Here is a 24945-nt window from a genome sequence, read left to right as displayed (position 1 = left end):
CTGCGGAAACACCAAACCCTCAGGACAAAGGTCACATCCTGGGGGAGATTCGGTCACAGGTCGGCCGCGACGGGATTAGATTCGGCGTCAGTACGCCGCAAGGGATCAAGCGGATCCCTTGCGGCGTCTGGACGGTGAACCTAGCTCAGGCGCTCGATGACCATCGCCATGCCCTGGCCGCCACCCACGCACATCGTTTCGAGGCCGAACTGCTTGTCGTGGAACTGGAGGCTGTTGATCAGCGTGCCGGTGATGCGGGCGCCGGTCATCCCGAACGGGTGACCGACGGCGATGGCGCCACCGTTGACGTTCAGCTTCTCCAGCGGGATCTCCAGGTCCCGGTACGAGGGGATGACCTGGGCCGCGAAGGCCTCGTTGATCTCGAACAGGTCGATGTCGCCGACGGTCAGGCCGGCGCGCTTCAGGGCCTGCTTCGACGCCTCGACCGGGCCGAGGCCCATGATCTCGGGGGAGAGGCCGGTGACTCCGGTGGAGACGATCCGGGCCAGCGGGGTCAGGCCCAGCTCCCGCGCCTTGGTGTCGCTCATGATGACCAGCGCGGCGGCGCCGTCGTTGAGCGGGCAGCAGTTGGCGGCCGTGATCAGGCCGTCGGGGCGGAAGACGGGCTTGAGGCCCTGGACGCCCTCCAGGGTGACGCCGGCGCGCGGGCCGTCGTCCGCGGAGACGACCGTGCCGTCCGGGGTGGTGACCGGGGTGATCTCCCGCTCCCAGAAGCCGTTCTTGATGGCGGCCTCGGCGAGGTTCTGCGAGCGGACGCCGAACTCGTCCATGTCCTGGCGGGTCACGCCCTTGATCCGGGCCAGGTTCTCGGCGGTCTGCCCCATCGCGATGTAGGCGTCGGGGACGAGGCCGTCCTCGCGCGGGTCGTGCCAGGAGGAGCCCTCGCTCTGCGCGACGGCGGCCGTACGGGCCTCCGCGTCGGCGAAGAACGGGTTGTGGGTGTCGGGCCAGGAGTCGGAGTTGCCCTTGGCGAAGCGCGAGACCATCTCGACACCGGCCGAGATGAAGACGTCGCCCTCGCCCGCCTTGATGGCGTGGAGCGCCATGCGGGAGGTCTGGAGGGAGGAGGAGCAGTAGCGGGTGATCGTGGTGCCGGGCAGGAAGTCCATGCCCATCTGCACGGCGACGATCCGGCCGAGGTTGTTGCCCTGCTCGCCGCCCGGGAGGCCGCAGCCCAGCATCAGGTCGTCGATCTGGCGCGGGTCCAGCTCGGGGACCTTGGCGAGGGCGGCCTGGATGATCGTGGCGGTCAGGTCGTCCGGTCGCACGTCCTTGAGGGACCCCTTGAAGGCGCGCCCGATGGGGGAGCGGGCGGTGGAAACGATGACTGCTTCGGGCATCGGGGCTCCAAGGGGGGTGAGTTGCGGCTCGTTGCGGGACCGCAAGCGAAGTTACCGGCCCGTACGGTCGAGGTCACCGACTTGGGCATGTGATGCCGGTCGCTCCGCAGGTGGAACGCGTGGGGCCGTGCTTCTGTTCCGGGCCCTGGCCCCGCGCCTCGAACGCCTGCGGGGCTGGATGTGCCCGGCGGGGCCGGACCGGCAGGTCCGCCGGACCGGCGGGTCCGCCGGGCCGGGGGTCAGCTTGCGGACGGGGAGTCGGCGCGGGGGGGTAGGGCCGTGTCCGAGGGGTGGGGGGTCGGGGGGGCCGCCAGGTCCTCGGCCGGGACCCGCCTGCGGCGGCGGTGCTTCAGCAGGGCCCACGGGCCGCGGGCCTGGGTGACCTCGGTGCCCGCCTGCCCGGCGGCGGCCGACGCCGCCTTCGCCACCGGCAGCATGTCCTCGTTCCGCGCCACCTCCAGGCGGTCCGACTCCGGCCACAGCGACAGCGTCGCGCACAGCGTGGGCAGCACGGCCATGGCCGCCGTCGCGTAGCCCTCCGCCGACGGGTGGTACGAGTCCGGGCCGAACATCTCGCGCGGGTTCGCCGCGAATTCCGGGCCCAGCAGGTCCCCCATGGAGACCGTACGGGCTCCCAGGGCGACGACCCCTATCGTCTGGGCGGCGGCCAGCTGGCGCGAGACGCGCCGGGCCAGCCAGCGCAGCGGCTGGTACACCGGCTCGATGGTGCCCAGGTCGGGGCAGGTGCCGACCACCACCTCGGTGCCCGCGAGCCGCAGCCGGCGTACGGCCGAGGTCAGGTGGCGCACCGACTGCGTCGGCGGCATGCGCCGCGTGACGTCGTTCGCGCCGATCATGATCACGCACACGTCCGGCGGCGGCGGCTCCCCGTCCAGGAGCAGCCCCGCCTGGCGGTCGAGGTCGTCGGACATGGCCCCGGAGACGGCCACGTTGCGCAGCTCCACCGGCCGCTCGGCCACCGCCGCCAGCCCCGAGGCCAGCAGCGCGGCCGGGGTCTGTCTGGCCCGGCGCACGCCGAGCCCGGCGGCCGTGGAGTCGCCCATCATGCCGAGCCGCAGCGGCGCCTGGCCCGGCTCCGCACCGGCGGCGGCCGACCCCGCGAACTCGCTCCCGTACAGCCCGTCCGCCCGCGGCGGATCGCCGAGCCCGGTGCCCACCGTCCGCTTCGCGAACTGGACCTCCGCCAGCACCAGCCCCACGGCGGCGGCTCCGACCAGCCCGAGCCCGCCTCCGCCGTACGCCGCGCCCGCCGCGATCCGGCGGGCCGTCCTCGCTCTGGACACCCCTTGAGCCACCTCCCTTTCCCGTCCGGTCTCGATGACCTTCCTGCCCCGTAGTGCCGGTCGGCCAATCCCTTTCCGCTTAGTCTGGCGGGACCTCCCGGAGAACCCGTGGAGTCCCCTCCCTGGAGAACATGGTGCAATTCCACGACTCGATGATCAGCCTCGTCGGCAACACCCCGCTGGTGAAGCTCAACCGTGTGACCGAAGGCCTGCAGGCCACCGTCCTTGCCAAGGTCGAGTACTTCAATCCCGGCGGATCCGTGAAGGACCGGATCGCCGTCCGGATGATCGAGGCCGCCGAGCAGAGCGGTGCCCTCAAGCCCGGCGGCACCATCGTGGAGCCCACCAGCGGCAACACCGGTGTAGGACTCGCCATCGTGGCCCAGCAGAAGGGCTACAAGTGCATCTTCGTCTGCCCTGACAAGGTGTCCATGGACAAGATCAACGTGATGCGCGCGTACGGCGCCGAGGTCGTGGTCTGCCCGACCGCCGTCGACCCCGAGCACCCGGACTCGTACTACAACGTGTCCGACCGCCTCGCGCGCGAGCCCGGCGCCTGGAAGCCCGACCAGTACAGCAACCCGAACAACCCCCGTTCGCACTACGAGACCACCGGTCCCGAGCTGTGGGAGCAGACGGACGGGAAGATCACCCACTTCGTCGCGGGCGTCGGCACGGGCGGCACGATCTCGGGTACGGGCAACTACCTCAAGGAGGTGTCCGGCGGCAAGGTCAAGGTCATCGGCGCCGACCCCGAGGGCTCGGTCTACTCCGGCGGCTCCGGCCGCCCGTACCTGGTCGAGGGCGTCGGCGAGGACTTCTGGCCGACCGCCTACGACCCGAACGTGACGGACGAGATCATCGCGGTGTCCGACAAGGACTCCTTCCAGATGACCCGCCGCCTCGCCAAGGAGGAGGGCCTGCTCGTCGGCGGCTCCTGCGGCATGGCGGTCGTCGCGGCGCTGAAGGCCGCCGAGGGGCTCGGCCCGGACGACGTGGTCGTCGTCCTGCTGCCGGACAGCGGCCGCGGCTACCTCAGCAAGATCTTCAGCGACGAGTGGATGGCGGGACACGGCTTCCTGGAGGAGGCGGGCCCGGCGGCGCGCATCGGCGACGTGCTGAACGACAAGGAGGGCGGCATCCCCTCCCTGGTCCACATGCACCCCGAGGAGACCGTGGGCGAGGCCATCGAGGTGCTGCGCGAGTACGGCGTCTCCCAGATGCCGATCGTCAAGCCCGGCGCCGGCCACCCGGACGTGATGGCCGCCGAGGTCATCGGCTCGGTCGTGGAGAAGGAACTGCTGGCGGCGCTGTTCGCGAAGCAGGCCTCGCTGTCGGACCCGCTGGAGAAGCACATGAGCCGGCCGCTGCCGCAGGTCGGTTCGGGCGAGCCGGTGTCGGAGCTGATGTCCGTACTGGGCGAGGCGGACGCGGCGATCGTGCTGGTCGAGGGCAAGCCGACCGGTGTGGTGAGCCGTCAGGACCTGCTGGCGTTCCTCGCCAAGGGCGCGAAGTAGCCGAAGTACCGCAAGGAATGGCCGAAGTGCCCGTCGCACAAAAGGTACGGGCCCGTCATGTGACGGCAGCACCGGCTTAACACGCCTCCGGCACAGTGGTGGTTGTCGGCAGGGAACGGAAACGTCCCGGCCGGCACCACCGAACGGCGTTGGCGTACTTCCGGAGCGGCTCCCGGACCGCGCGAACGCCACGGACGCGGACGGCCCTGACCCGGCCCGTGTCCTTCGCGGGGACCGCCGTCGTCCCGCCCCTCGCACTCGCGAGGGTGCGGCGGTCCCCGCGCACACTTCTTCCGGCGTTACTCGGCCCGGTCGCGGGGGCGCAGGCGCTTCGTCGCGTGGACGAAGTTCACGCCGAGCACGCCCGCCCAGGCGACCAGCAGGCCGCTGAACCCGGCCTGCGCGGCGCCGATGGCCGACAGCGGGATCGCCAGGACCAGCGTGATGACGGCGAAGCCGAAGCGTTCGCCGAAGCCGCCCTCCATCGGGGACGGCCCGGTGGCGTGGCCCGCGCGGGCGGCGGCCAGGCGTTCCTCGGCCAGCCGGCGCCGGATCTGCGTGTCGACCTTCTCCACGAAGGAGTCCACGAGCGCGGTCTCGTAGTCCGGCCCCAGCTCGCGCCGGGCGTCCAATGTCGCGTCGAGTTCCTTCTTCAGCTCCTGGGACTCCATGCGCCCAGCGTAGGAACGGCCGGCGGCCGCGGCACTGGGGTTAGCCCCCGTATCAGTCCCCGCATCAGTCCCCGTATCCGCCGTATCCGCACTGCCGTCCCGCCCTGGGGCGCCCCGGGGCGTCTCGCGGAGCGGTCCGCGGCTTGCCGTGCTGCATAACCGCATGCAGAGTGCTCGATGACTGAATAATCACGGGGACGGAGGGGTCGGGATGAGTGACAGCCCGGCAGCGCGGCTGCAGAAGCTGTTCGAGGGGCACCGGCTGACGCCCACCCAGCGCCGGATCGCCCACTGCATGGTGCGCGGGGCGGCGGACGTGCCGTTCCTGTCGAGCGTGGAGCTCGCCGAGCTGGCCGGGGTGAGCCAGCCCTCGGTGACCCGGTTCGCGGTGGCGCTCGGCTTCGACGGCTATCCGGCGCTGCGCCGGCACCTGCGCGAGGTGGCGCCCGCCGAGCGCGCCGCCGCGGCCGCGCAGGAGGACGCGTACAACGAGTACCAGCAGGCCGTCCAGGGCGAGATCGAGAACCTGCGGCAGCTGTCGGCCATGCTCGCCGATCCGTCGCCGGTCGAGGAGGCGGGGCGGGTGCTGGCCGCCTCCAGCCCGCTGCCCGTACTGGGGCTGCGGGCGGCGTCCTCGCAGGCGCGCGGGTTCGCGTACTTCGCCGCCAAGGTGCATCCGGACGTACGGCTCCTCGACGAGGGCGGCTCGATGCTCGCCGACCGGATCGACGCGGCCGCGGGGGCGGGGGCTTCGGCGCTGCTGTGCTTCGCGCTGCCGCGGTATCCGCGGGAGGTGGCGGAGGCGCTGGACCACGCGCGGGAGGCGGGGCTGAAGGTGGTGACGGTCGCCGACTCGGCCTTCGCGCCCGTGGCCCGCTCCTCGGACCTGCTGATCCCGGCCCCGGTCGGCACGGGCCTGGCCTTCGACACGGCGTGCGCGCCGATGCTGCTGGGCCGGGTCCTCCTGGAGGCGATGGCGGACGCCCTCCCCGACGCCCAGGCCCGCCTGGAAGCCTTCGACGCCCGCGCGGCGTCCCGCGGCCTGTTCGTGGAGTGACCCCCCCCCGCGTGACCCCGGGACTTTGACGACACGACCTAGAGCAGGGCGTCGCGGAGGGGGCCGCCCGATTCGGCGACGATCTCCGTGAGGGACTGGGCGGGGCGGACCTCCGCGAAGCGGACCCGGGCCTGCGGGGTGACCGTGAAGCCGTGCACCGCCGGGCGCGGGAGGCTGTTGTAGCCGTAGTGGGCGGTGAAGAAGTACGCGCCGGTGTCCGGGACGCCGATCAGGTCGCCCGGGGCCAGCGGCGGCAGCTCCCTGGCCGTCGCCAGGAGGTCCCCCGCGAAGCAGGCCGGCCCGGCCACGTCCTGGGGGACCGGGTCGCCGTCCTTCGGGGCCCCCTTCGCGTCGTACGGCAGGATCCGCAGCGGCCACTGGGCCGGGGCGTACACCGTGCGGGTCGCCAGCTGCACCCCGGCGTGGGTGAGCGCGATCGGCCGGGCCCCCGTGGTCTTGGTGTACTCGACCCGCGCCAGCACCAGCCCGTGCTTGGCCAGCAGCGACCGGCCGAACTCCGTCACCAGCCCGTACCCGCCGTCGAAGAGCGCGGGCACCGCCTCGCGCAGCGCGCCGACGTACTGCGCGTACGTCGGACCCTCCTCGTCCGAGGCGAAGTTCACCGGCAGGCCGCCCCCGATGTCGAGGGTGTCGACCTGGCGGCGCCCCACCGCCGCGTTGATCTCCTCGGCCAGCGCGTGGAGGTCGCGGACCCCCTCCGCGATCAGGGGGAGGGGGACGCCCTGGGAGCCCGAGTGGATGTGCAGCCGGGTCAGCCACGGGCGGTCCGCGTAGGCCCGCACCAGCCGGGCACGGGCTCCCGGGTCGCGCAGGGCGATGCCGAACTTCGAGGTCGCCGTGGCCGTGGACAGGGCGTCGATGGCGCCCGCCCCGGTCTGGGGGTTGATCCGTACGCCGATCGGGGAGCGGGTCGGGCCGGAGCGGGTCGGGCCCGCGCCGACCAGCGCGTCGAGCCGTTCCAGTTCCTGGAGGTTGTCGGCGTTGACGGCGACCCCCAGCGCCAGGGCCTCGCGCAGCTCGGCCACCGTCTTGGCGGGGGAGTCCAGCACGGTCCGCCCGGCCGGCACCCCGGCCGCGCGGGCCAGCGCCAGCTCGCCGGGCCCGGCCACCTCGCAGCCGATCCCGGCGTCCGCCAGCAGCCGCAGCACCGGCACGAGCGGGCAGGCCTTCACCGCGAAGGCGTGCAGGACGGGGGTGCCGGGCGGCAGGGCGGCCGCGAAGGCGTCGGTCAGGGCGGCGGCGGAGGCCCGGATCCCGGCCGTGTCCAGCAGACAGACCAGCGGCGGCACGTCGTCGGCCCCGCCGACGAGTCCCTGCTCCACGGCGGCCCGTACGGCCAGGTCCCGGCGCCCGGCGGCGCCCTGCTCGTGCATCTCGGCGGCCATGTCCGCCAGCCAATCATCCGGCGGGTCGGCCCGCAGCTGTTGACTGAATCTATTCAGGAAGTCAGGATGTGAATAGATTGACCAACACCGGAGGAGGCACCGCCATGTCAGGACCCCGCCCCGTACGTGCTGCGCGAGGCACCGAGCTCAGCACCCTGGGATGGCAGCAGGAAGCCGCCCTCCGGATGCTCCAGAACAACCTCGACCCCGAGGTCGCCGAGCACCCCGACAAGCTCGTCGTCTACGGCGGCACCGGCAAGGCGGCCCGCGACTGGCGCTCCTTCGACGCGATGGTCCGCACCCTGCGCACCCTCAAGCAGGACGAGACGATGCTCGTCCAGTCCGGCCGCCCGGTCGGCGTGATGCAGACCCACGAGTGGGCGCCGCGCGTCCTGCTCGCCAACTCCAACCTGGTCGGCGACTGGGCCAACTGGGAGGAGTTCCGCCGCCTGGAGTCCCTCGGCCTGACCATGTACGGCCAGATGACCGCCGGATCCTGGATCTACATCGGCACCCAGGGCATCCTCCAGGGCACGTACGAGACCTTCGCGGCCGTCGCGGCCAAGAAGTTCGACGGGACCCTCGCCGGCACCATCACCCTCACCGCCGGCCTCGGCGGCATGGGCGGCGCCCAGCCGCTGGCCGTGACGATGAACGACGGCGTCGCGATCTGCATCGACGTCGACCCGCGCGCCATCGAGCGCCGCATCGAGCACCGCTACCTCGACGTCAAGGCCGACAACCTCCGCCACGCCCTCCAGCTGGCCGTCGAGGCCCGCGACGCCCGCAAGCCGCTCTCCATCGGCCTCCTCGGCAACGCCGCCGAGCTGCTCCCGCAGATGCTCGCCGAGGGCGCCCCGATCGACATCGTGACGGACCAGACGAGCGCCCACGACCCGCTCGCGTACCTCCCCGTAGGCGTCGACTTCGACGACATGGCGGCGTACGCGGCCAAGGACCCGGCAGGGTTCACCACCCGCGCCCGCGAGTCCATGGCGAAGCACGTCGAGGCCATGGTCGGCTTCATGGACGCGGGCGCCGAGGTCTTCGACTACGGCAACTCCATCCGCGGCGAGGCCCAGATCGCCGGCTACGACCGCGCGTTCGCCTTCCCCGGCTTCGTCCCGGCCTACATCCGCCCCCTCTTCTGCGAGGGCAAGGGCCCCTTCCGCTGGGCGGCCCTGTCCGGCGAGGCCTCGGACATCCACAAGACCGACAAGGCGATGCTGGAGCTCTTCCCCGAGAACGAGTCCCTCCACCGCTGGATCAAGATGGCCGGCGAGCGCGTCCACTTCCAGGGCCTGCCGGCGCGCATCTGCTGGCTCGGCTACGGCGAGCGCGACAAGGCCGGCGAGCGCTTCAACGAGATGGTGGCCGACGGCACCCTCGCCGCCCCGCTGGCCATCGGCCGCGACCACCTCGACTGCGGCTCCGTCGCCTCCCCGTACCGCGAGACCGAGGCCATGCTCGACGGCTCCGACGCGATCGCCGACTGGCCGCTGCTCAACGCCATGGTCAACGTCGCCTCCGGCGCCTCCTGGGTCTCGATCCACCACGGTGGCGGCGTCGGCATGGGCCGCTCGATCCACGCGGGCCAGGTCACCGTCGCCGACGGCACCAAGCTCGCGGGCGAGAAGATCCGCCGCGTGCTCACCAACGACCCCGGCATGGGCGTCATCCGCCACGTCGACGCGGGCTACGACATCGCCGAGACCGTGGCGGACGAGCGCGGCGTCCGCGTCCCCATGCGCGAGGGCGAAGACGCGTGAGCGACAACCCCGCCGGGGCGGCCTCGTTCCACAGCATGTGGAACGAGCTCGCCCCCATCGGTCGCAACGCCGAATCCGGCGGCTACCGCCGCTACGCGTGGACCGGGGCCGACGCCGACTGCCGGACCTGGTTCCAGGCCCAGGCCGAGGCCCGCGGCCTCGCGTACGAGACCGACCGCAACGGCAACCAGTGGGCCTGGCTCGGTGACCCTCTGGCCGGTGACGCCGTCGTCACCGGCTCCCACCTGGACTCCGTGCCCGACGGCGGCGCCTTCGACGGCCCCCTCGGCGTGGTGTCCTCCTTCGCGGCCCTGGACGAACTCCGCAGGAGGGGCGCGGAGTTCACCCGGCCGATCGCCATCACCAACTTCGGCGACGAGGAAGGGGCCCGCTTCGGCCTCGCCTGCGTCGGCTCCCGGCTCGCCGCCGGGCAGCTGACCAAGGAGAAGGCGTACGAGCTCCGCGACGCCGACGGGATCAGCCTGCCCCAGGCCATGGAGGCCGCCGGGTACGACCCCCAGGCCATCGGGGCCGACCCCGAGCGCCTCGCCCGCATCGGCGCCTTCGTCGAGCTCCACGTCGAGCAGGGCCGGGCCCTGGACCTGTCCGGCGACGCCGTCGGCATCGCGTCCGCGATCTGGCCGCACGGCCGCTGGCGGTTCGACTTCCGCGGCGAGGCCAACCACGCAGGCACGACCCGTCTCGTGGACCGCCGCGACCCGATGCTCACGTACGCGTCGACCGTCCTGGCCGCCCGTACCGAGGCGGCCCTCGCCGGCGCCGTCGCGACCTTCGGCAAGATCTCGGTCGAGCCGAACGGCGTCAACGCCATCCCCTCGCTGGTGCGCGGCTGGCTCGACTCCCGCGCCGCCGACCAGGCGACGCTGGACACCGTGGTCACCGCCATCGAGAAGGCCGCCCGCGAGCGCGCCGACCAGGACGGCATCGACCTGGCCGTCGTACGGGAGTCCTTCACCCCGGTCGTCGAGTTCGAGCACGCCCTGCGCGACGAGATGAACCGCATCCTCGGAGGCTCGGTCCCCGTCCTGGGCACCGGGGCGGGACACGACGCCGGAATCCTCTCCGCCGCCGTCCCGACCGCGATGCTGTTCGTACGGAACCCCACCGGGGTCTCCCACTCCCCGCGGGAGTTCGCCCCCGAGGACGACTGCGTGGCCGGTGTCCTCGCGCTGGCCGACGTACTGGAAGGACTGGCCTGCCGGTGAAGACGTACTGGTTGGAACACGCCTGGCTCGGCACGCACGTCGAGCCGGGCGTGGCCCTTGAGACGGGCGCGGACGGCCGGATCGGCGCCCTGCGGACCGGGGTCGAGACCCCGCCGCCGGGGGCCGAGGTACTGCGCGGCCTCACCGTCCCGGGACTGGCCAACGCGCACTCCCACGCCTTCCACCGGGCGCTGCGCTCGCTGGTCCAGGTGGGCTCCGGGACCTTCTGGACCTGGCGCGAGTTCATGTACCAGGTCGCCCAGAACCTCACCCCCGAGACGTACTTCGACCTCGCTCGCGCGGTGTACGCGGAGATGGCGCTGGCCGGCATCACCAACGTCGGCGAGTTCCACTACGTGCACCACGCGCGTGGCGGCGCTCCGTACGCCGACCCCAACGCCATGGGCGAGGCGCTGATCGAGGCGGCCGCGGCGGCCGGCATCCGGATCACGCTGCTGGACACGGCGTACCTGTCGTCGGGCTTCGGCGAGGCTCCGAACCCGCACCAGCTGCGGTTCTCGGACGGGACGGCCGACGCCTGGGCCGAGCGGGTCTCGGCCCTCAAGCCGCGCGGGCACGCGCTGATCGGGGCGGCGATCCACTCCGTACGCGCCGTGCCGGCGGACCAGCTGGCCACCGTCGCCCGCTGGGCGCAGGAGCGGCAGGCCCCGCTGCACGTCCACCTCTCCGAGCAGACCGCCGAGAACGAGGCCTGCCAGGCCGCGCACGGGCGCACCCCGACCCAGCTGCTGGCCGACCACGGGGTGCTCGGCCCGCGGACCACCGGGGTCCACAACACCCACCTGACGGACGGGGACATCGCGCTGCTGGGCGGTACGACGACCGGTACGTGCATGTGCCCCACGACGGAACGGGACCTCGCCGACGGCATCGGCCCGGCCGGGCGGCTCCAGCACGCGGGCAGCCCGCTCTCGCTGGGCAGCGACAGCCACGCGGTGATCGACCTCTTGGAGGAGGCCCGCGCGATGGAGCTCGACGAGCGGCTGCGGAGCCGGACCCGGGGGCACTGGACGGCGAACGCGCTGCTGACGGCGGCGACGGCCGACGGCCATGCCGCCCTCGGCCTGGCCGATGCGGGGCGCCTGGAGGCGGGTGCGCTCGCGGACTTCACCACGATCGCGCTGGACTCCGTCCGTACGGCGGGGCCGCTGCCGAGGCTCGGTGCCGAGACCGCGGTCTTCGCCGCCACCGCTTCGGACGTCCGCCACACGGTGGTCGGCGGCCGTCACATCGTCCGCGACGGCGCCCACACCCTGGTCCCCGACGTCCCGTCGGCCCTGGCCGAATCGATCGCAGCCCTCCGCGGCTGACGCTGTCGTCGGAACGAACCCGAAGGGAACCATGAGCACCACCCTCGTCACCAACATCGGCAGTCTCGTCACCAACGACCCCGCCCTCGGCGACGGTTCCCCCCTCGGGATCATCCGGGACGCGGCCGTCGTCATCGAGGACGACAAGATCGCCTGGGTCGGTCCGGCCGATCAGGCCCCGGCCGCCGACTCCGCGTTCGACGCGAACGGCCGCGCCCTGATCCCCGGCTTCGTCGACTCTCACTCCCACCTCGTCTTCGCCGGCGACCGCACCGCCGAGTTCAACGCCCGCATGTCCGGGCGGAGCTACTCCGCAGGCGGCATCCGGACCACCGTCGCCGCCACCCGCGCCGCCACCGACGCCGAGCTCGAAGCGGGCCTCGTCCGGCACCTCGACGAGGCCCGCCGCCAGGGCACCACCACCTTCGAGACCAAGTCGGGCTACGGCCTCACCGTCGAGGACGAGGCCCGCGCCCTGCGCATCGCCGCCGCGCACACCGAGGAGGTCACCTACCTCGGCGCCCACATCGTCTCCCCCGACTACGCCGAGGACCCGGCCGGCTACGTCGACCTCGTCACCGGCGAGATGCTGGCGGCCTGCGCCCCGTACGCCCGCTGGGTGGACGTGTTCTGCGAGAAGGGCGCCTTCGACGGCGACCAGGCCCGCGCGATCCTCACCGCCGGCGCCGCCGCCGGGCTGATCCCGCGCGTCCACGCCAACCAGCTGTCCTACGGCCCCGGCGTGCAGCTCGCCGTGGAGCTGGAGGCCGCCTCCGCCGACCACTGCACCCACCTCACCGACGCCGACGTCGACGCCCTCGTCCAGGCCGCGGACACCACCGTCGCCACCCTGCTGCCCGGAGCCGAGTTCTCCACCCGCGCCCAGTGGCCCGACGCCCGCCGCCTGATCGACGCGGGCGCCACCGTCGCGCTGTCCACGGACTGCAACCCGGGCTCCTCGTACACCAGCTCCATGCCCTTCTGCATCGCCCTCGCCGTACGCGACATGCGGATGACCCCCGACGAGGCGCTCTGGTCCGCCACCGCCGGCGGGGCCCGCGCCCTGCGCCGCACCGACATCGGCCGGATCGCCCCCGGGGCCCGCGCCGACCTGGCCCTCCTGGAGGCCCCGAGCCACGTCCACCTGGCCTACCGGCCGGGCGTTCCGCTGGTTTCGGCGGTCTGGCAGAAGGGCCTGCGCACGCACTGACGAACGGTCAATCCGGGCCTGTCCTTTGTCTTCCCTCCGTAAGGCCCCGGGCGTACCTTGAGCCACCGATCTGATGTGCCGTCAGAAATCCGTGGCCCGAGGGGAAGACGAAGGTGTCCGACCGGAAACGCTCCACCGCGCTCGCGCTGGCCTCCGCGCTGGCCGCAGCGGCGGTCCTGCTGGCCGCCCCCGCGGCCCATGCCGACGTCGTCGACGTCGCGTACGACTGCAAGACCCCCATCGGGGACAAGTCGGCGGTCTCGCCCATCGACATCAAGGCCGTCAAGGAGGGCGACGGGTACAAGCTGACGATGTCCTTCCAGAAGGGCGTCTCGTCCAGCCCCGTCGAACTCGGCAAGGGCGCCATGAGCCCCAGCGCCGTCATCCTCGTCGGCGGCGCCGAGAAGGCGTCCGTGCCGGTCTCGGGATCGCCCAACCCCGAGGCCGTGCCGGCCAACACCCCCATCAAGATCACCGACCTCTCGGGCACCTACACCCCCAAGAAGAGCGGCAAGGTCACCTTCACCGCGGGCGTGCTCACCATCAAGGCGCTGGGGACCACCACCACCTGTACCCCCGGCAACAGCCCCAAGCCCTCCCTGGAGCTGGACGTGACCGGCGGCGCGCCGTCCGGGGGCTCCGGCGGTACGGAAGACACCCTCCCGCAGACCGGACCCACCGACTCCGCCCTCGCCCTCGGCACCCTCGGCGGAACGGTGCTGCTCACCGGCGCCGCCGGCGTGCTCTGGCTGACCCGGCGCGGCCGGCGGGCCCGGTCCTGAACGGAGCACACCCGGCCATGCCCGTGCTCCACACCCCCACCTCCACCCCCACCCCGGTCCAGCGCCTGTGCACCGCGTTGCTCGCCGCGGCCCTGCTGCTCGGGGTCGCGGGCGCCGCCACTGCCGCGCCCGTCACCGCCGCCGCGTCCGTCACCGCCACGCCCACCGCAGCCGCCGCCGACGAGCCCGGCTGGACCGCCGAGCCCGCCGCGGGAGGCGCCGCGCCGACGCGCCCGTACTTCTACCTCGCGGGCCCCGCCGGCACCGTCCTGGAGGACCGGCTGGCGCTGACCAACACCTCCGACCAGGAGCACACCGTCACCCTGCGCGGGGCCGACGCCTACAACGCGGCCGACGGGGCCCTCGCCGTGAGCCCGCCCACCCCCGCGGCCGCAGGCCGCCAGAGCGGCGCAGCTCCCGGCGCCGGCTCCTGGATCAGCTTCGGGGCCGCCGCCACCGTGAAGATCCCGCCCCGCACCCGCGCGGTGGTCCCCTTCACGGTCACCCTGCCGCCCGCCGCCCTCCCCGGCGACCACCCGGCCGCCGTGATCGCCGCCGCGGACGGCCACGAGGCGGGCGTACGGGTCCACCTGCGCGTCGGCGGCCCGACGCTGGCCGCCCTCACGGTCGAGGACGTCTCCGTACGCGGCAAGGGCGCCCGCGCGGTCGTCGCGTACACCCTGGTCAACCGCGGCAACGTGGCCCTCGCCCCCGAACTGGCCCTGCGCGCCGAGGGGCTCTTCGGCGAGGTCCCGGGCCGCACCTCCCGCGCCCTGCCCGTGGAACTGCTCCCCGGCCAGCGGGTGTCGCTGACCGAGCCCTGGCCCGGAGCCCCGGTCCTCGACGAGGTCGCCCTCACGCTCACGGTCACCGCCCCCGGCGCGGCCCCGGCCACCGCCACCGCCTCGGCGTGGTTCGTGCCCTGGGGGATCGCGGGCGGGGTCGGCGCCGGGCTGCTCGGCCTCGGCGGGGTCGTTCTGGCCGCGCTGCTCCTCGTACGCGGCAGGCGGGCCCGCGGCGGACCACCGGCGGACGAGGAGCCCGTACCCGCCGGGAACCGGGCACCGGAACACGAGCTGACGGGAGCATCCAGGTGAGCGCGACGGTCGGCGGCAAGGCCATGGCCCTCATCGCGACGGGGCTGGCGCTGTGCGCCCTGATCCTGTTCCCGGCCCCCGCCCCGGCGGCCCCCGCCGACGAGGGCAGGCCCGCCGTGGCGCTCTCGCTCCAGGAGGCCGCGAAGGGCACCGAGATCACCGTCACCGGCACCGGCTGGCGCGCCAAGACCCTGGTGATGCTGCTGGTCTGCGGGCAGAACATGATCGGCGGCACCAACAGCTGCGCCAACGCCGACGGGGCCGCGGTCTCGGTCGGCGACGACGGGCGCTTCACCGCCGAACTCGCCGTGGCGGCACCCCCCAAGCCCTGCCCCTGCGTGGTCAACGTGACCTCCGTCAACGGGGACCAGTCCACCGTCGCCGCCCCGCTGAAGATCACCGGCCACCCGGTGGCCGAGCTGCCGGCGGAGTCCGGCACGGCGCGCCTCGCGATGCTCACCGGGGTCCGGCTGGAGGGCGAGGACGGGGTGCTGACCTGGTTCGGCGCCCCGCCCGTCCGGAAGTTCACGGTCACCGTCGGCAACCTCGGCTCGGCCCCGGTCAAGGACCCGGTCTTCCAGCTCGGCACCGCCCACGGGGTGTTCGCGCCGCTGTGGGAGGAGGTCCGGTGGAAGGGCACGATCCCGCCGGGCGGCAAGGCGGAGGTCCGGCTGGACGTCAGCCTCGCGGCGGGGGCGCACGGGGACTACACCGTCTCCCTCAAGTACGGCGACAACGTCGTGGCCACGCAGCCCTGGGGCGTGGACCGCCCGTACGGGGTGCTGCTGTTCTGGGGCCTGCTCCTGCTGGTGATCCCGGCCGCGGTCTTCCGTATCGGCATGGCCGTCGTCGACAAGGTCCGCCCGCGCGGCCCGGCGGCGGGCGGCGGTCGCCACCGGGGCGCGAGCGCCCCGGAGCAGGGCGCTTTCGAGGCCGGTCCGGCGGCCGCGCCGGACTCCCCCCAGACCACCACGGTCCTGCCGTGGTTCACCCCGGACAGCGCGCCGGGGCCGAGATCCCCACACGCACCACAGGCGTCCGCACCGTCTGAGAACAGCCCGACGACGAAAGGACCTTTGTGAAGACCCAACGGAGGGTGAGCGCGGCCGTGATCGCGCTGCTGCTCGGCGGCGCCGGCATAGCCATCGGGGCCACTCCCGCCCAGGCGGCGGAGACCAAGTTCAACGTCAAGTGCGTGCCGCCGGCGGGCGGCGGCGACCCGGTGGAGGGCGAGACCACCGCCAAGGTCAGCGCTCCGGCCTCGGCGAAGGTCGGCGACGAGGTCGACGTGTCCTGGGAGACCGTGAAGCCGGCCTCGAACAACACGGACCTGATGGACATCCCGCAGGACTCGGTCCAGCCCACCGGCTGGATCACGGTGGGCGGCGGGGGCGGCGAGCTGAAGGTCGTCGGGGAGAAGAAGAACCCGCCGATCCCCAAGAAGGCCCCCATGCAGATGTCCACGATGAAGGGGAAGCTGAAGCTCACCAAAGCGGGCAAGATCACGCTGACCCCCGGCAAGTACGACGTCGCGGTCACCTTCTCCTTCGGCACCTTCGTCACCAAGTGCGCACCCACGGGCGCCGTGGGCGTCGGGGCCACCATCGACGTGGCGGCCGGCACCAGCGGCGGCACGACGAACGGCGGTGCCACGAACGGCGGGGCGACCAACGGCGGTGCCACGAACGGTGGTGCCACGAACGGGGGAGCGACCAACGGCGGAGCGACCACCGGCGGCACCACCGCCGGTGGCGGCGGCCAGACCGACTTCCCCGGCAAGCCCGTCGAGGTCGCCTTCGACTGCGGCCCGGTCGTCCCCGGCGGCATCAAGACCCCGGTCACGATCAACGCCAAGAAGAACGGCGGCAGCTACGACCTGACCGTCAAGACCGCCAAGGGCGCGATGGCCAGCCCGATGGCCCTGCCGGCAGGCGCCCTCAAGCCCTCGATGAACATCAAGCTCGGCGGCGCCGACAGCGGCATGGTCAAGGTCTCCGGCCCGGCCAACGCCGAGCCGATCCCGGACAAGGCCCCGGTCAGCCTCAGCGACATGACCGGCACCTACAAGCCCGGCAAGACCGGCAAGGTCACGCTGAGCCCGGACCAGCTGACGATCGACGTCACGATGGCCCCGGGGTCCACGCCGATCAACGTGCCCTGCAAGGCGGCCAGCAGCGGCGTCTCGCTGGAGCTCGACACCACCGCCCAGGAGGGCGGCTCCGGCTCGCCGGCCACCACCGGCTCCACCGGCTCCACCGGCTCCACCGGCTCCACCGGCTCCACCGGCTCCGCCGGCGCCTCGGGCGGCCTCGCCGAGACGGGCGCCGGGGACGAGGGCGGGATCAAGGCCCTGGCCCTGGTCGCCGGCACGGTGATCCTGCTCGGCGGCGCGGTCTTCACGTTCACCCCCTGGCGCCGCCTGCGCGGCACGCGGTAACCCGTACGAGGGAATGACGCAGGGCCCGACGGAGGCGACAACACGGCGGCCCGGCACACCAGGAGGTGTGCCGGGCCGCTGCGCGCTTCAGAGGGGGTGCGTCAGTGCACGCCGCCCATCAGCACCTGGACCTTCTTGCGGTACGCGTACACCGCGAAGCCGGCCAGGGCCGCGGCGAGCGCCTGGAAGGCGATCACCCAGGTGCCGTTGAGGTCGACACCGCCGATGGACAGGAGGCTGGTGATGCAGTCACCGGCGGTGACCGCGAGGAACCAGACACCCATCATCTGCGAGGCGTACTTCTGCGGGGCCATCTTCGTGGTGACCGAGAGGCCGACCGGGGAGACGCACAGCTCACCGATGGTCTGGATCATGTAGATCGAGACCAGCCACATCGGGGAGACCTTGGTGCCGTCGCCGGCCATGCCCATCGGGACGATGAAGACGAAGAACGAGGCACCGATCAGGACCAGGCCCATCGCGAACTTCACGATGGTGTTCGGCTCCTGGTTCTTGCGCGCCAGCCACACCCACAGCCAGGCGAAGACCGGGGCCAGGGCCATCACGAACAGCGGGTTCAGCGACTGGTACCAGGTGGCCGAGAAGTCGAAGCCGAAGACGGTGCCGGCGGTCTTGTCGTCCGCGAACAGGGACAGCGTGGAGCCACCCTGGTCGTAGATCATCCAGAAGACGGCGGCGGCGATGAAGAACCAGATGTACGCGGTCATCTTCGACTGCTCGGCGCCCGACAGGTCCTTGTCGCGCTTGATGCGCGTCAGGACGGCGATCGGGATGAACAGGCCGGCCAGGGTCAGCGGGACCAGGGCCCAGTTCAGGGTGTACGCGCCGAGGGCGACCACGGCACCGTAGAAGACGGCGATCCCCAGGACCGCGAACGCGACCTTGGTGAGGACGGCCTTGCGCTCCTGCGCGGACAGCGGGTTCGGGACCACGCTGCTCTTCGGGCTCAGGTGCTTGGTGCCGAGCAGGAACTGGGTCAGACCCAGGCCCATGCCGACGGCGGCGAGGGCGAAGCCCAGGTGCCAGTTGTGCTCCTTGCCGACGGTGCCGACGACGAGCGGGGCCACGAAGGCACCGAGGTTGATGCCGATGTAGAAGAGCGTGAAGCCACCGTCACGGCGCGGGTCCTCCGGGCCGTTGTACAGGTGGCCGACCATCGTGGAGATGTTGGCCTTCAGCAGACCGGAGCCCGCCGCGACGAGGATCAGACCGACGAAGAACATCGCCTGGCCGGGGAGGGCCAGCGAGAGGTGGCCCGCCATGATCACGAAGCCGGCGATGGCGACCGTCTTGCGGGCGCCCCAGACACGGTCACCGAACCAGCCGCCCGGCATGGCCATCAGGTAGACCATGGAGACGTACACGGAGTAGATGGCCGTGGTGGTGGCCGCGGTCATGGCCAGACCGCCACCCTGGCTGCCCGTGGCGGCGTCGGCGCCGCCCGAGACCAGGTAGTACACCAGGAGTGCACGCATGCCGTAGTAGGAGAAACGCTCCCACATCTCGGTCATGAACAGAGTGGCCAGGCCACGGGGGTGGCCGAAGAAGGTCTTCTCGGTGGACGGGTCCGCCGAGCCCCTCGTCAGGCTGGAAGCCATGGTCGATCCTTGCTTGCTCGGGACGCTTCGCTTCGTGAGCGGAACAGCGCCCGGGTGGGGGGTGGCCGGCACCGGCGACGGGTTGTCCCACCCCACGCCCAGGGGTCTGCCCCCGTCCTTGAGGAAGGGGGCAGGGGACATCCGTAACCGGGATCCACGCCCCGTCACGCATCCTTCGCGCGCGGGGCCCGGCCCACAGGTCATTCACTGTCACCGAACGCGATGAGGCAGGTCGTCAAGACCCCCTGATCGATCCGGACAGAATCGAGACCTTCGGCGCGCTTTTCGGCACAAAGGTCTCAGAGGTAGTGCATAAGGCGTCTCGCCACCATACGACACGACACTGTGGCGTATGAAAGGACTTGAGAGATGGATCACAAGGCGAGCCGGGAACCGTTTCGCCACATTCGAAGGCCCCCCTCCTTCATAAGACCAGATCGGCAGGGGTGTGCAGGCACGCCCCTGCACGCACCCGCCGCGGACTACCATCACCCACATGACGCGTGTACTGCTCGCCGAGGACGACGCATCCATCTCGGAGCCCCTGGCCCGCGCCCTGCGCCGGGAGGGGTACGAGGTCGAGGTCCGGGAGGACGGCCCCACCGCCCTGGACGCGGGACTTCAGGGCGGCGTCGACCTCGTCGTCCTGGATCTGGGCCTGCCGGGCATGGACGGCCTCGAAGTCGCCCGCCGGCTGCGCGCCGAGGGCCACGGCTTCCCCATTCTTGTGCTCACCGCCCGCGCGGACGAGGTCGACACGGTCGTCGGCCTGGACGCCGGCGCCGACGACTACGTGACCAAGCCCTTCCGCCTCGCCGAACTGCTGGCCCGGGTCCGGGCCCTGCTGCGGCGCGGCGCCAACGAGGCGACCCAGGCCCCCGCCACCCACGGCGTGCGGATCGACGTCGAATCGCACCGCGCGTGGATGGGGGAGGAGGAGCTCCAGCTCACGGCCAAGGAGTTCGACCTGCTGCGGGTCCTGGTCCGCGACGCCGGCCGGGTCGTCACCCGGGACCAGCTGATGCGCGAGGTCTGGGACACCACCTGGTGGTCCTCCACCAAGACCCTCGACATGCACATCTCCTGGCTGCGCAAGAAGCTCGGCGACGACGCCGCGAACCCCCGCTACATCGCCACCGTCCGCGGGGTCGGCTTCCGCTTCGAGAAGAGCTGAGCGGCCTCCCGGACCATGCGCCGCCGCCTGATCAACTCCACGCTCGCCGTGGTGCTCGTCGTCATCGCCGTCTTCGGGGTCTCCCTGGTGATCGTCGAGACCCGGACGATCACCAGCAGCGCCCAGGACCGCATCGAGTCCGAGGCGCTGCGCCTGGTGGGCATCGTCGAGTCGAGCGTCCTGGAGCACAAGCCCATCGACGGCCAGGCCCTCGCCGAGCAGCTGGACATCGGCAGCCACGCCCGGATCACCGTCCCCGGGCAGCCGCCCGTGGAGGTCGGCGACCGGATCCCCGACAGCGTCATCCGCGGCACCGCCAAGGGTGAGCAGGGCGAGACCGTGGTCGTCGAGGAGTCCCGCTCCACGGTGACCCGGGAGGTCGGGCGGACCCTGGCCGTGGTGGGCGCGGTGGCGCTGCTCGCCGTCGTGGCGGCCGTACTGCTCGCCGTACGGCAGGCCAACCGGCTGGCCTCCCCGCTCACAGACCTGGCCGAGACCGCCGAGCGGCTGGGATCGGGCGACCCGCGGCCCCGGCACAAGCGGTACGGGGTCCCCGAGCTGGACCGGGTCGCGGACGTACTGGACTCCAGCGCGGAGCGGATCGGCCGGATGCTGACCGCCGAGCGGCGCCTGGCCGCGGACGCCTCGCACCAGCTGCGCACGCCGCTCACGGCGCTGTCGATGCGGCTGGAGGAGATCACGGTCACCGACGACCTGGAGACCGTACGGGAAGAGGCGACCATCGCCCTGACCCAGGTGGAGCGGCTCACGGACGTGGTCGAGCGGCTGCTGACGAACTCGCGGGACCCGCGGACGGGCTCGGCGGTCCCCTTCGACCTGGACGAGGTCGTCAAGCAGCAGGTGGAGGAGTGGCGGCCGGCCTACCGCAGTGCGGGGCGGGCCATCGTGCGCTCCGGCAAGACGGGCATGCGGGCCGTCGGCACCCCCGGCGCGGTCTCGCAGGTGCTGGCGACCCTCGTGGAGAACGCACTGATGCACGGTGGCGGTACGGTCGCGCTGCGTACCCGGGTGATCGGGAACCAGGCGGTGCTGGAGGTCACGGACGAGGGACCGGGGGTTCCGCCGGACCTCGGCAACCGGATCTTCGAGCGGGCGATCAGCGGGCGCAATTCCACCGGGATCGGTCTGGCGGTGGCCCGGGACCTCGCCGAGGCCGACGGCGGGCGCCTGGAGCTGCTGCAGACGCAGCCGCCGGTGTTCGCGCTGTTCCTGAGCCGGACGGCGCCGGAGCGGCCGGCCCTGGAGCAGACGGTCCGCTGAGCGGGTGTTCCCCCCGTTACTTGCGGGCGGGCTCGGGGGCGCGGGTCCCGGCCGCCCCGCCGCGCGGCGAGGCGACCACGGAGGCGGGGGCGGGGACGGGCTCCGCCTCCGGCAGGGCCGTGAACACCCAGGTCCGGTACGACCAGAAGCGGAACACGGTGGCCGTGCCGATGCCGATGAACTTGAACACGTTCGTGGCGAGCGGTCCGTCCCAGCCGAACCCGTACGTGGCGGTGTACAGCACGCCGTTCTCGATCACCAGGCCGATCACGCTGAAGGCCACGAACAGCGGCAGCTCGCGGGAGCCGCCGGTGCGGGCGCGGTCGCGGTAGGTGAAGTACCGGAAGCCCAGGTAGTTGGTGATGATGGCCACGACGGTGGCTATGACGCTCGCCCGGACGACCTGGAGGTCGGTCGTGTGGCGGATCAGGTTGAAGACGCCCAGGTTGACGAGCACACCGACGCCACCGACGGCCCCGAACTTCGCGACCTCGCGGGCGAGGCCCCGTACGCGTTCGAGCGCGGAACCCTGCTGCGGCGTGCTCATGTGATCGATCAGTCCTGTCGTCACCGCCCCGGTCGGGGGCGTCCGTGGAGGCGTCTGCCGCCTTCGGTCAACCCGCCCATGCTAAGTGTCGCCCCAGGGGCCCGTCTGTGCCTTCGCACACCGTGCGACGCACTGCACACAGCACGGCACACGGGGCGTGAATGCTACGCGCGTCGACCAGAACGGGCCAGGGTCACGTCCGGATGGCGGAATACCGGCGGATACCCTGGAGAGGTGACGTTCCCGGTAGTCGGCATGGTCGGCGGCGGTCAGCTCGCCCGCATGACCCACGAGGCGGGTATCCCCCTCGGCATCAGATTCAAGCTTCTCAGTGACACCCCACAGGACTCGGCGGCCCAGGTCGTGAGCGATGTCGTCATCGGCGACTATCGCGATCTGGAGACGTTGCGCGCCTTCGCGCGCGGCTGCGATGTGATCACTTTCGACCACGAGCACGTGCCCATCGAGCACCTTCGGGCCCTGGAAGCGGACGGCGTCCCCGTCCGCCCGGGGCCCGACGCGTTGATGCACGCCGCCGACAAGGGGGTGATGCGCGCGAAGCTCGACGAGATCGGCGCCCCGAGCCCCCGCCACCGGATCGTGAGCGATCCGGCGGACGCGGCGGCCTTCGCGGCCGAGGTGGGCGGCTTCCCGGTCATCCTCAAGACCGTGCGCGGCGGCTACGACGGCAAGGGCGTGTGGTTCGTCCGCAGCCAGGAGGACGCGGAGGCGCCCTTCAGGGCGGGCGTGCCGGTCCTGGCGGAGGAGAAGGTCGACTACGTCCGCGAGCTCGCGGCCAACATCGTCCGCTCCCCGCACGGCCAGGCCGTGGCCTACCCCGTGGTCGAGTCCATCCAGGTCGACGGCGTGTGCGACACGGTGATCGCCCCCGCCCCGAACCTCTCCGAGGCCCTCGCGGGCGAGGCCCAGGCCCTCGCCCTGAGGATCGCCAAGGAGCTCGGCGTGACCGGCCACCTGGCCGTGGAGCTGTTCGAGACCACCGACGGCCGGATCCTCGTCAACGAGCTGGCGATGCGCCCGCACAACAGCGGCCACTGGACCCAGGACGGCGCGATCACCTCCCAGTTCGCCAACCACGTACGGGCGGTCCTGGACCTCCCCCTGGGCGACCCGCGCCCCCGGGCCCGCTGGACGGTCATGGCGAACGTGCTCGGCGGGGACTACCCCGACATGTACGCGGCGTACCTGCACTGCATGGCCCACGACCCGCAGCTCAAGATCCACATGTACGGCAAGGACGTGAAACACGGCCGCAAGGTCGGCCACGTCAACACCTACGGCGACGACCTGGACGATGTGCTGGAACGCGCACGCCACGCAGCCGGCTACCTCAGGGGAACGATCACCGCATGAGCACCTCCACCGCAGGTCCCGTCATCGGCATCGTCATGGGCTCGGACTCCGACTGGCCCGTCATGGAGGGCGCCGCGCAGGCCCTGGACGAGTTCGAGATCCCCTACGAGGTCGACGTGGTCTCGGCGCACCGGATGCCGCGCGAGATGGTCGCGTACGGGGAGCAGGCCGCCGGGCGCGGCCTCAAGGCGATCATCGCCGGGGCCGGCGGCGCCGCCCACCTGCCCGGCATGCTCGCGTCCGTCACCCCGCTGCCGGTCATCGGCGTCCCGGTCCCGCTGAAGTACCTCGACGGCATGGACTCCCTGCTGTCGATCGTCCAGATGCCCGCAGGGGTTCCCGTCGCCACCGTCTCCGTCGCCGGGGCGCGCAACGCCGGGCTGCTGGCCGTACGGATGCTGGCCGCCCACGACCCGGAGCTGCTCGCCCGCATGAAGGACTTCCAGCAGGAGCTGAACGACCAGGCCACCGAGAAGGGCAAGCGGCTGCGGGCGAAGGTCACGGGCGCGGACTCCTTCGGATTCGGCAAGTGAGCGCCGCGCAGCGCCTGAGCGAGGCGCGGGAGCTGCTCGCCGAGCACCCGGTGGTCGACGGGCACAACGACCTGCCGTGGGCGCTGCGCGAGCAGGTCCGCTACGACCTGGCCCGGCGCGACATCGCCGGCGACCAGCGCGGCCGGCTGCACACCGACCTCCCCCGGCTGCGCGCCGGCGGGGTCGGCGCGCAGTTCTGGTCGGTGTACGTGCGCTCCGACTACGCGGGCGACACGGCGGTCAGCGCCACCCTGGAGCAGATCGACGCCGTCGCCCAGCTGATCGAGCGTTACCCGGCGGACCTCGTACGGGCGCTGACGGCCGACGACATGGAGGCGGCCCGCGCCGACGGCCGGATCGCCTCGCTGATGGGCGCCGAGGGCGGCCACTCCATCAACAACTCGCTCGCCACGCTGCGCGCCCTGCACCAGCTGGGCGTGCGGTACATGACGCTCACGCACAACGACACGATCGACTGGGCGGACTCGGCGACCGACGAGCCGCGCCACGGCGGTCTCAGCGACTTCGGCCGCGAGGTCGTCCGCGAGATGAACCGCGTCGGCATGCTCGTCGACCTCTCGCACGTCGCCGCGACGACGATGCGCGACGCGCTCGCCGTCTCGGCCGCGCCGGTGATCTTCTCGCACTCGTCCTCGCTGGCGGTCTGCAACCACCCGCGCAACATCCCGGACGACGTGCTGGAGCGGCTGCCGGCCAACGGCGGCGTCGCGATGGCCACGTTCGTACCGAAGTTCATCCTCCCGGCGGCCGTCGAGTGGACCCTGGCCGCCGACGAGAACCTGCGCGCGCACGGCTTCCACCACCTCGACACCACGCCCGAGGCGATGGCCCTGCACCGGGCCTTCGAGGCCGAGCGCCCGCGCCCGGTGGCCACGGCCGCCACGGTCGCCGACCACCTGGACCACATGCGCGAGGTGGCCGGCGTCGACCACATCGGCATCGGCGGGGACTACGACGGCACGGCCTTCACCCCGGCCGGGCTGGACGACGTGGCCGGCTACCCGAACCTGATCGCGGAGCTGCTCACGCGCGGCTGGTCCCGGGCCGACCTGGCCAAGCTGACCTGGTCCAACGCCGTACGGGCGCTGCGCGACGCGGAGGCGGTGGCGCGCGAGCTCTCGGCGTCCCGCGGCCCCTCGAACGCGGTGCTGTAGCCCCGCCGGCGACACGGCGGCGGGCCTGCCCGGCGGCTGCGGCGAGGGGTGTGACCTGCGGGTGACACCCGAAC

Annotated in this window: 21 protein-coding genes; 15 read left to right on the top strand and 6 right to left on the bottom strand. The window is 72.5% G+C overall.

Annotated elements, in window-relative coordinates; all coding sequences use genetic code 11:
* Window positions 1-140: 140 nt before the first annotated feature.
* Both OG509_RS15505 and OG509_RS15500 read right to left on the bottom strand, forming a co-directional pair.
* Window positions 141-1361 (bottom strand): acetyl-CoA C-acetyltransferase, encoded by a 1221-nt coding sequence (locus OG509_RS15505; RefSeq protein WP_387287859.1) that lies wholly within the window; start codon window positions 1359-1361, stop codon window positions 141-143.
* Window positions 1362-1600: 239 nt separating this feature from the next.
* On the bottom strand, window positions 1601-2677 hold the full coding sequence (locus OG509_RS15500; protein ID WP_406183154.1) for an SGNH/GDSL hydrolase family protein: 1077 nt from the start codon (window positions 2675-2677) through the stop codon (window positions 1601-1603).
* Between the two features lie 122 nt (window positions 2678-2799).
* Here OG509_RS15500 and OG509_RS15495 point away from each other — a divergent pair, with 122 nt between their 5' ends.
* The gene (locus OG509_RS15495; protein ID WP_229345361.1) at window positions 2800-4182 is read left to right on the top strand and encodes a cystathionine beta-synthase; all 1383 of its coding nucleotides are present in this window, start codon (window positions 2800-2802) and stop codon (window positions 4180-4182) included.
* A gap of 299 nt (window positions 4183-4481) precedes the next feature.
* On the opposite strand, the gene OG509_RS15490 is transcribed toward OG509_RS15495, so the two are convergent.
* Entirely contained in the window at window positions 4482-4853 is a 372-nt protein-coding gene (locus OG509_RS15490; RefSeq protein WP_406183153.1) for a hypothetical protein, read from the bottom strand.
* 211 nt (window positions 4854-5064) lie between these two features.
* On the opposite strand from OG509_RS15490, the gene OG509_RS15485 reads away from it, so the two are divergent.
* Window positions 5065-5910: a MurR/RpiR family transcriptional regulator gene (locus OG509_RS15485; protein ID WP_385591718.1), complete on the top strand. Its 846-nt coding sequence runs from the start codon at window positions 5065-5067 to the stop codon at window positions 5908-5910.
* Between the two features lie 38 nt (window positions 5911-5948).
* Here OG509_RS15485 and OG509_RS15480 read toward each other — a convergent pair whose 3' ends face one another.
* Window positions 5949-7316, bottom strand: a complete 1368-nt coding sequence (locus OG509_RS15480) for a diaminopimelate decarboxylase (RefSeq protein ID WP_406183152.1) — start codon at window positions 7314-7316, stop codon at window positions 5949-5951.
* 104 nt (window positions 7317-7420) lie between these two features.
* On the opposite strand from OG509_RS15480, the gene hutU reads away from it, so the two are divergent.
* The 8 genes from hutU (at window position 7421) to OG509_RS15440 (ending at window position 17168) form a co-directional block, all read left to right on the top strand.
* Entirely contained in the window at window positions 7421-9085 is a 1665-nt protein-coding gene (gene hutU / locus OG509_RS15475; RefSeq protein WP_406183151.1) for a urocanate hydratase, read from the top strand.
* A gap of 35 nt (window positions 9086-9120) precedes the next feature.
* A complete protein-coding gene (locus tag OG509_RS15470) occupies window positions 9121-10311 on the top strand; it encodes an allantoate amidohydrolase (RefSeq protein WP_406187585.1) in 1191 nt (396 codons plus the stop codon).
* On the top strand, window positions 10302-11642 hold the full coding sequence (locus OG509_RS15465; protein ID WP_406187584.1) for a formimidoylglutamate deiminase: 1341 nt from the start codon (window positions 10302-10304) through the stop codon (window positions 11640-11642). The genes OG509_RS15470 and OG509_RS15465 overlap by 10 nt, the downstream gene beginning before the upstream one ends.
* Window positions 11643-11673: 31 nt before the next feature.
* Window positions 11674-12852, top strand: coding sequence for an imidazolonepropionase (hutI, locus tag OG509_RS15460; RefSeq protein WP_406183150.1), 1179 nt, complete (start codon window positions 11674-11676; stop codon window positions 12850-12852).
* 113 nt (window positions 12853-12965) lie between these two features.
* Window positions 12966-13634, top strand: a complete 669-nt coding sequence (locus tag OG509_RS15455) for an LPXTG cell wall anchor domain-containing protein (protein WP_406183149.1) — start codon at window positions 12966-12968, stop codon at window positions 13632-13634.
* Between the two features lie 17 nt (window positions 13635-13651).
* Window positions 13652-14731 carry a hypothetical protein gene (locus OG509_RS15450; RefSeq protein WP_406183148.1) on the top strand — a complete coding sequence of 360 codons (1080 nt, stop codon included), beginning with the start codon at window positions 13652-13654 and terminating at the stop codon, window positions 14729-14731.
* 23 nt (window positions 14732-14754) lie between these two features.
* On the top strand, window positions 14755-15813 hold the full coding sequence (locus tag OG509_RS15445; RefSeq protein ID WP_406187583.1) for a neocarzinostatin apoprotein domain-containing protein: 1059 nt from the start codon (window positions 14755-14757) through the stop codon (window positions 15811-15813).
* A 14-nt stretch (window positions 15814-15827) separates the two neighbouring features.
* On the top strand, window positions 15828-17168 hold the full coding sequence (locus tag OG509_RS15440; protein ID WP_406183147.1) for a hypothetical protein: 1341 nt from the start codon (window positions 15828-15830) through the stop codon (window positions 17166-17168).
* A gap of 101 nt (window positions 17169-17269) precedes the next feature.
* Here the strand turns inward: OG509_RS15440 and OG509_RS15435 are convergent, their stop codons facing one another.
* Window positions 17270-18787: a peptide MFS transporter gene (locus OG509_RS15435; protein ID WP_406183146.1), complete on the bottom strand. Its 1518-nt coding sequence runs from the start codon at window positions 18785-18787 to the stop codon at window positions 17270-17272.
* 496 nt (window positions 18788-19283) lie between these two features.
* Between OG509_RS15435 and OG509_RS15430 the strand changes: the two genes are divergently transcribed.
* Window positions 19284-19961, top strand: coding sequence for a response regulator transcription factor (locus OG509_RS15430; RefSeq protein WP_099891841.1), 678 nt, complete (start codon window positions 19284-19286; stop codon window positions 19959-19961).
* 15 nt (window positions 19962-19976) lie between these two features.
* Window positions 19977-21242: an ATP-binding protein gene (locus OG509_RS15425; RefSeq protein WP_406183145.1), complete on the top strand. Its 1266-nt coding sequence runs from the start codon at window positions 19977-19979 to the stop codon at window positions 21240-21242.
* A gap of 16 nt (window positions 21243-21258) precedes the next feature.
* Here OG509_RS15425 and OG509_RS15420 read toward each other — a convergent pair whose 3' ends face one another.
* Window positions 21259-21789: a GtrA family protein gene (locus tag OG509_RS15420; RefSeq protein ID WP_406183144.1), complete on the bottom strand. Its 531-nt coding sequence runs from the start codon at window positions 21787-21789 to the stop codon at window positions 21259-21261.
* 234 nt (window positions 21790-22023) lie between these two features.
* Between OG509_RS15420 and OG509_RS15415 the strand changes: the two genes are divergently transcribed.
* Genes OG509_RS15415 through OG509_RS15405 form a run of 3 tightly spaced genes read left to right on the top strand, consistent with a single transcriptional unit; the run spans window position 22024 to window position 24871 of the window.
* Window positions 22024-23163, top strand: a complete 1140-nt coding sequence (locus OG509_RS15415) for a 5-(carboxyamino)imidazole ribonucleotide synthase (protein ID WP_406183143.1) — start codon at window positions 22024-22026, stop codon at window positions 23161-23163.
* A complete protein-coding gene (purE, locus tag OG509_RS15410) occupies window positions 23160-23696 on the top strand; it encodes a 5-(carboxyamino)imidazole ribonucleotide mutase (protein WP_406183142.1) in 537 nt (178 codons plus the stop codon). The genes OG509_RS15415 and purE overlap by 4 nt, the downstream gene beginning before the upstream one ends.
* Window positions 23693-24871 (top strand): dipeptidase, encoded by a 1179-nt coding sequence (locus OG509_RS15405; protein WP_406183141.1) that lies wholly within the window; start codon window positions 23693-23695, stop codon window positions 24869-24871. Before purE ends, OG509_RS15405 begins: the two co-directional genes overlap by 4 nt.
* Window positions 24872-24945: the final 74 nt, after the last annotated feature.

The organism is Streptomyces sp. NBC_01006, assembly GCF_045162725.1.
Taxonomy (GTDB): Bacteria; Actinomycetota; Actinomycetes; order Streptomycetales; family Streptomycetaceae; genus Streptomyces.
The sequence above is the reverse complement of the archived record's forward strand: the minus strand, read 5'-3'. Positions and strand labels throughout refer to the sequence as shown.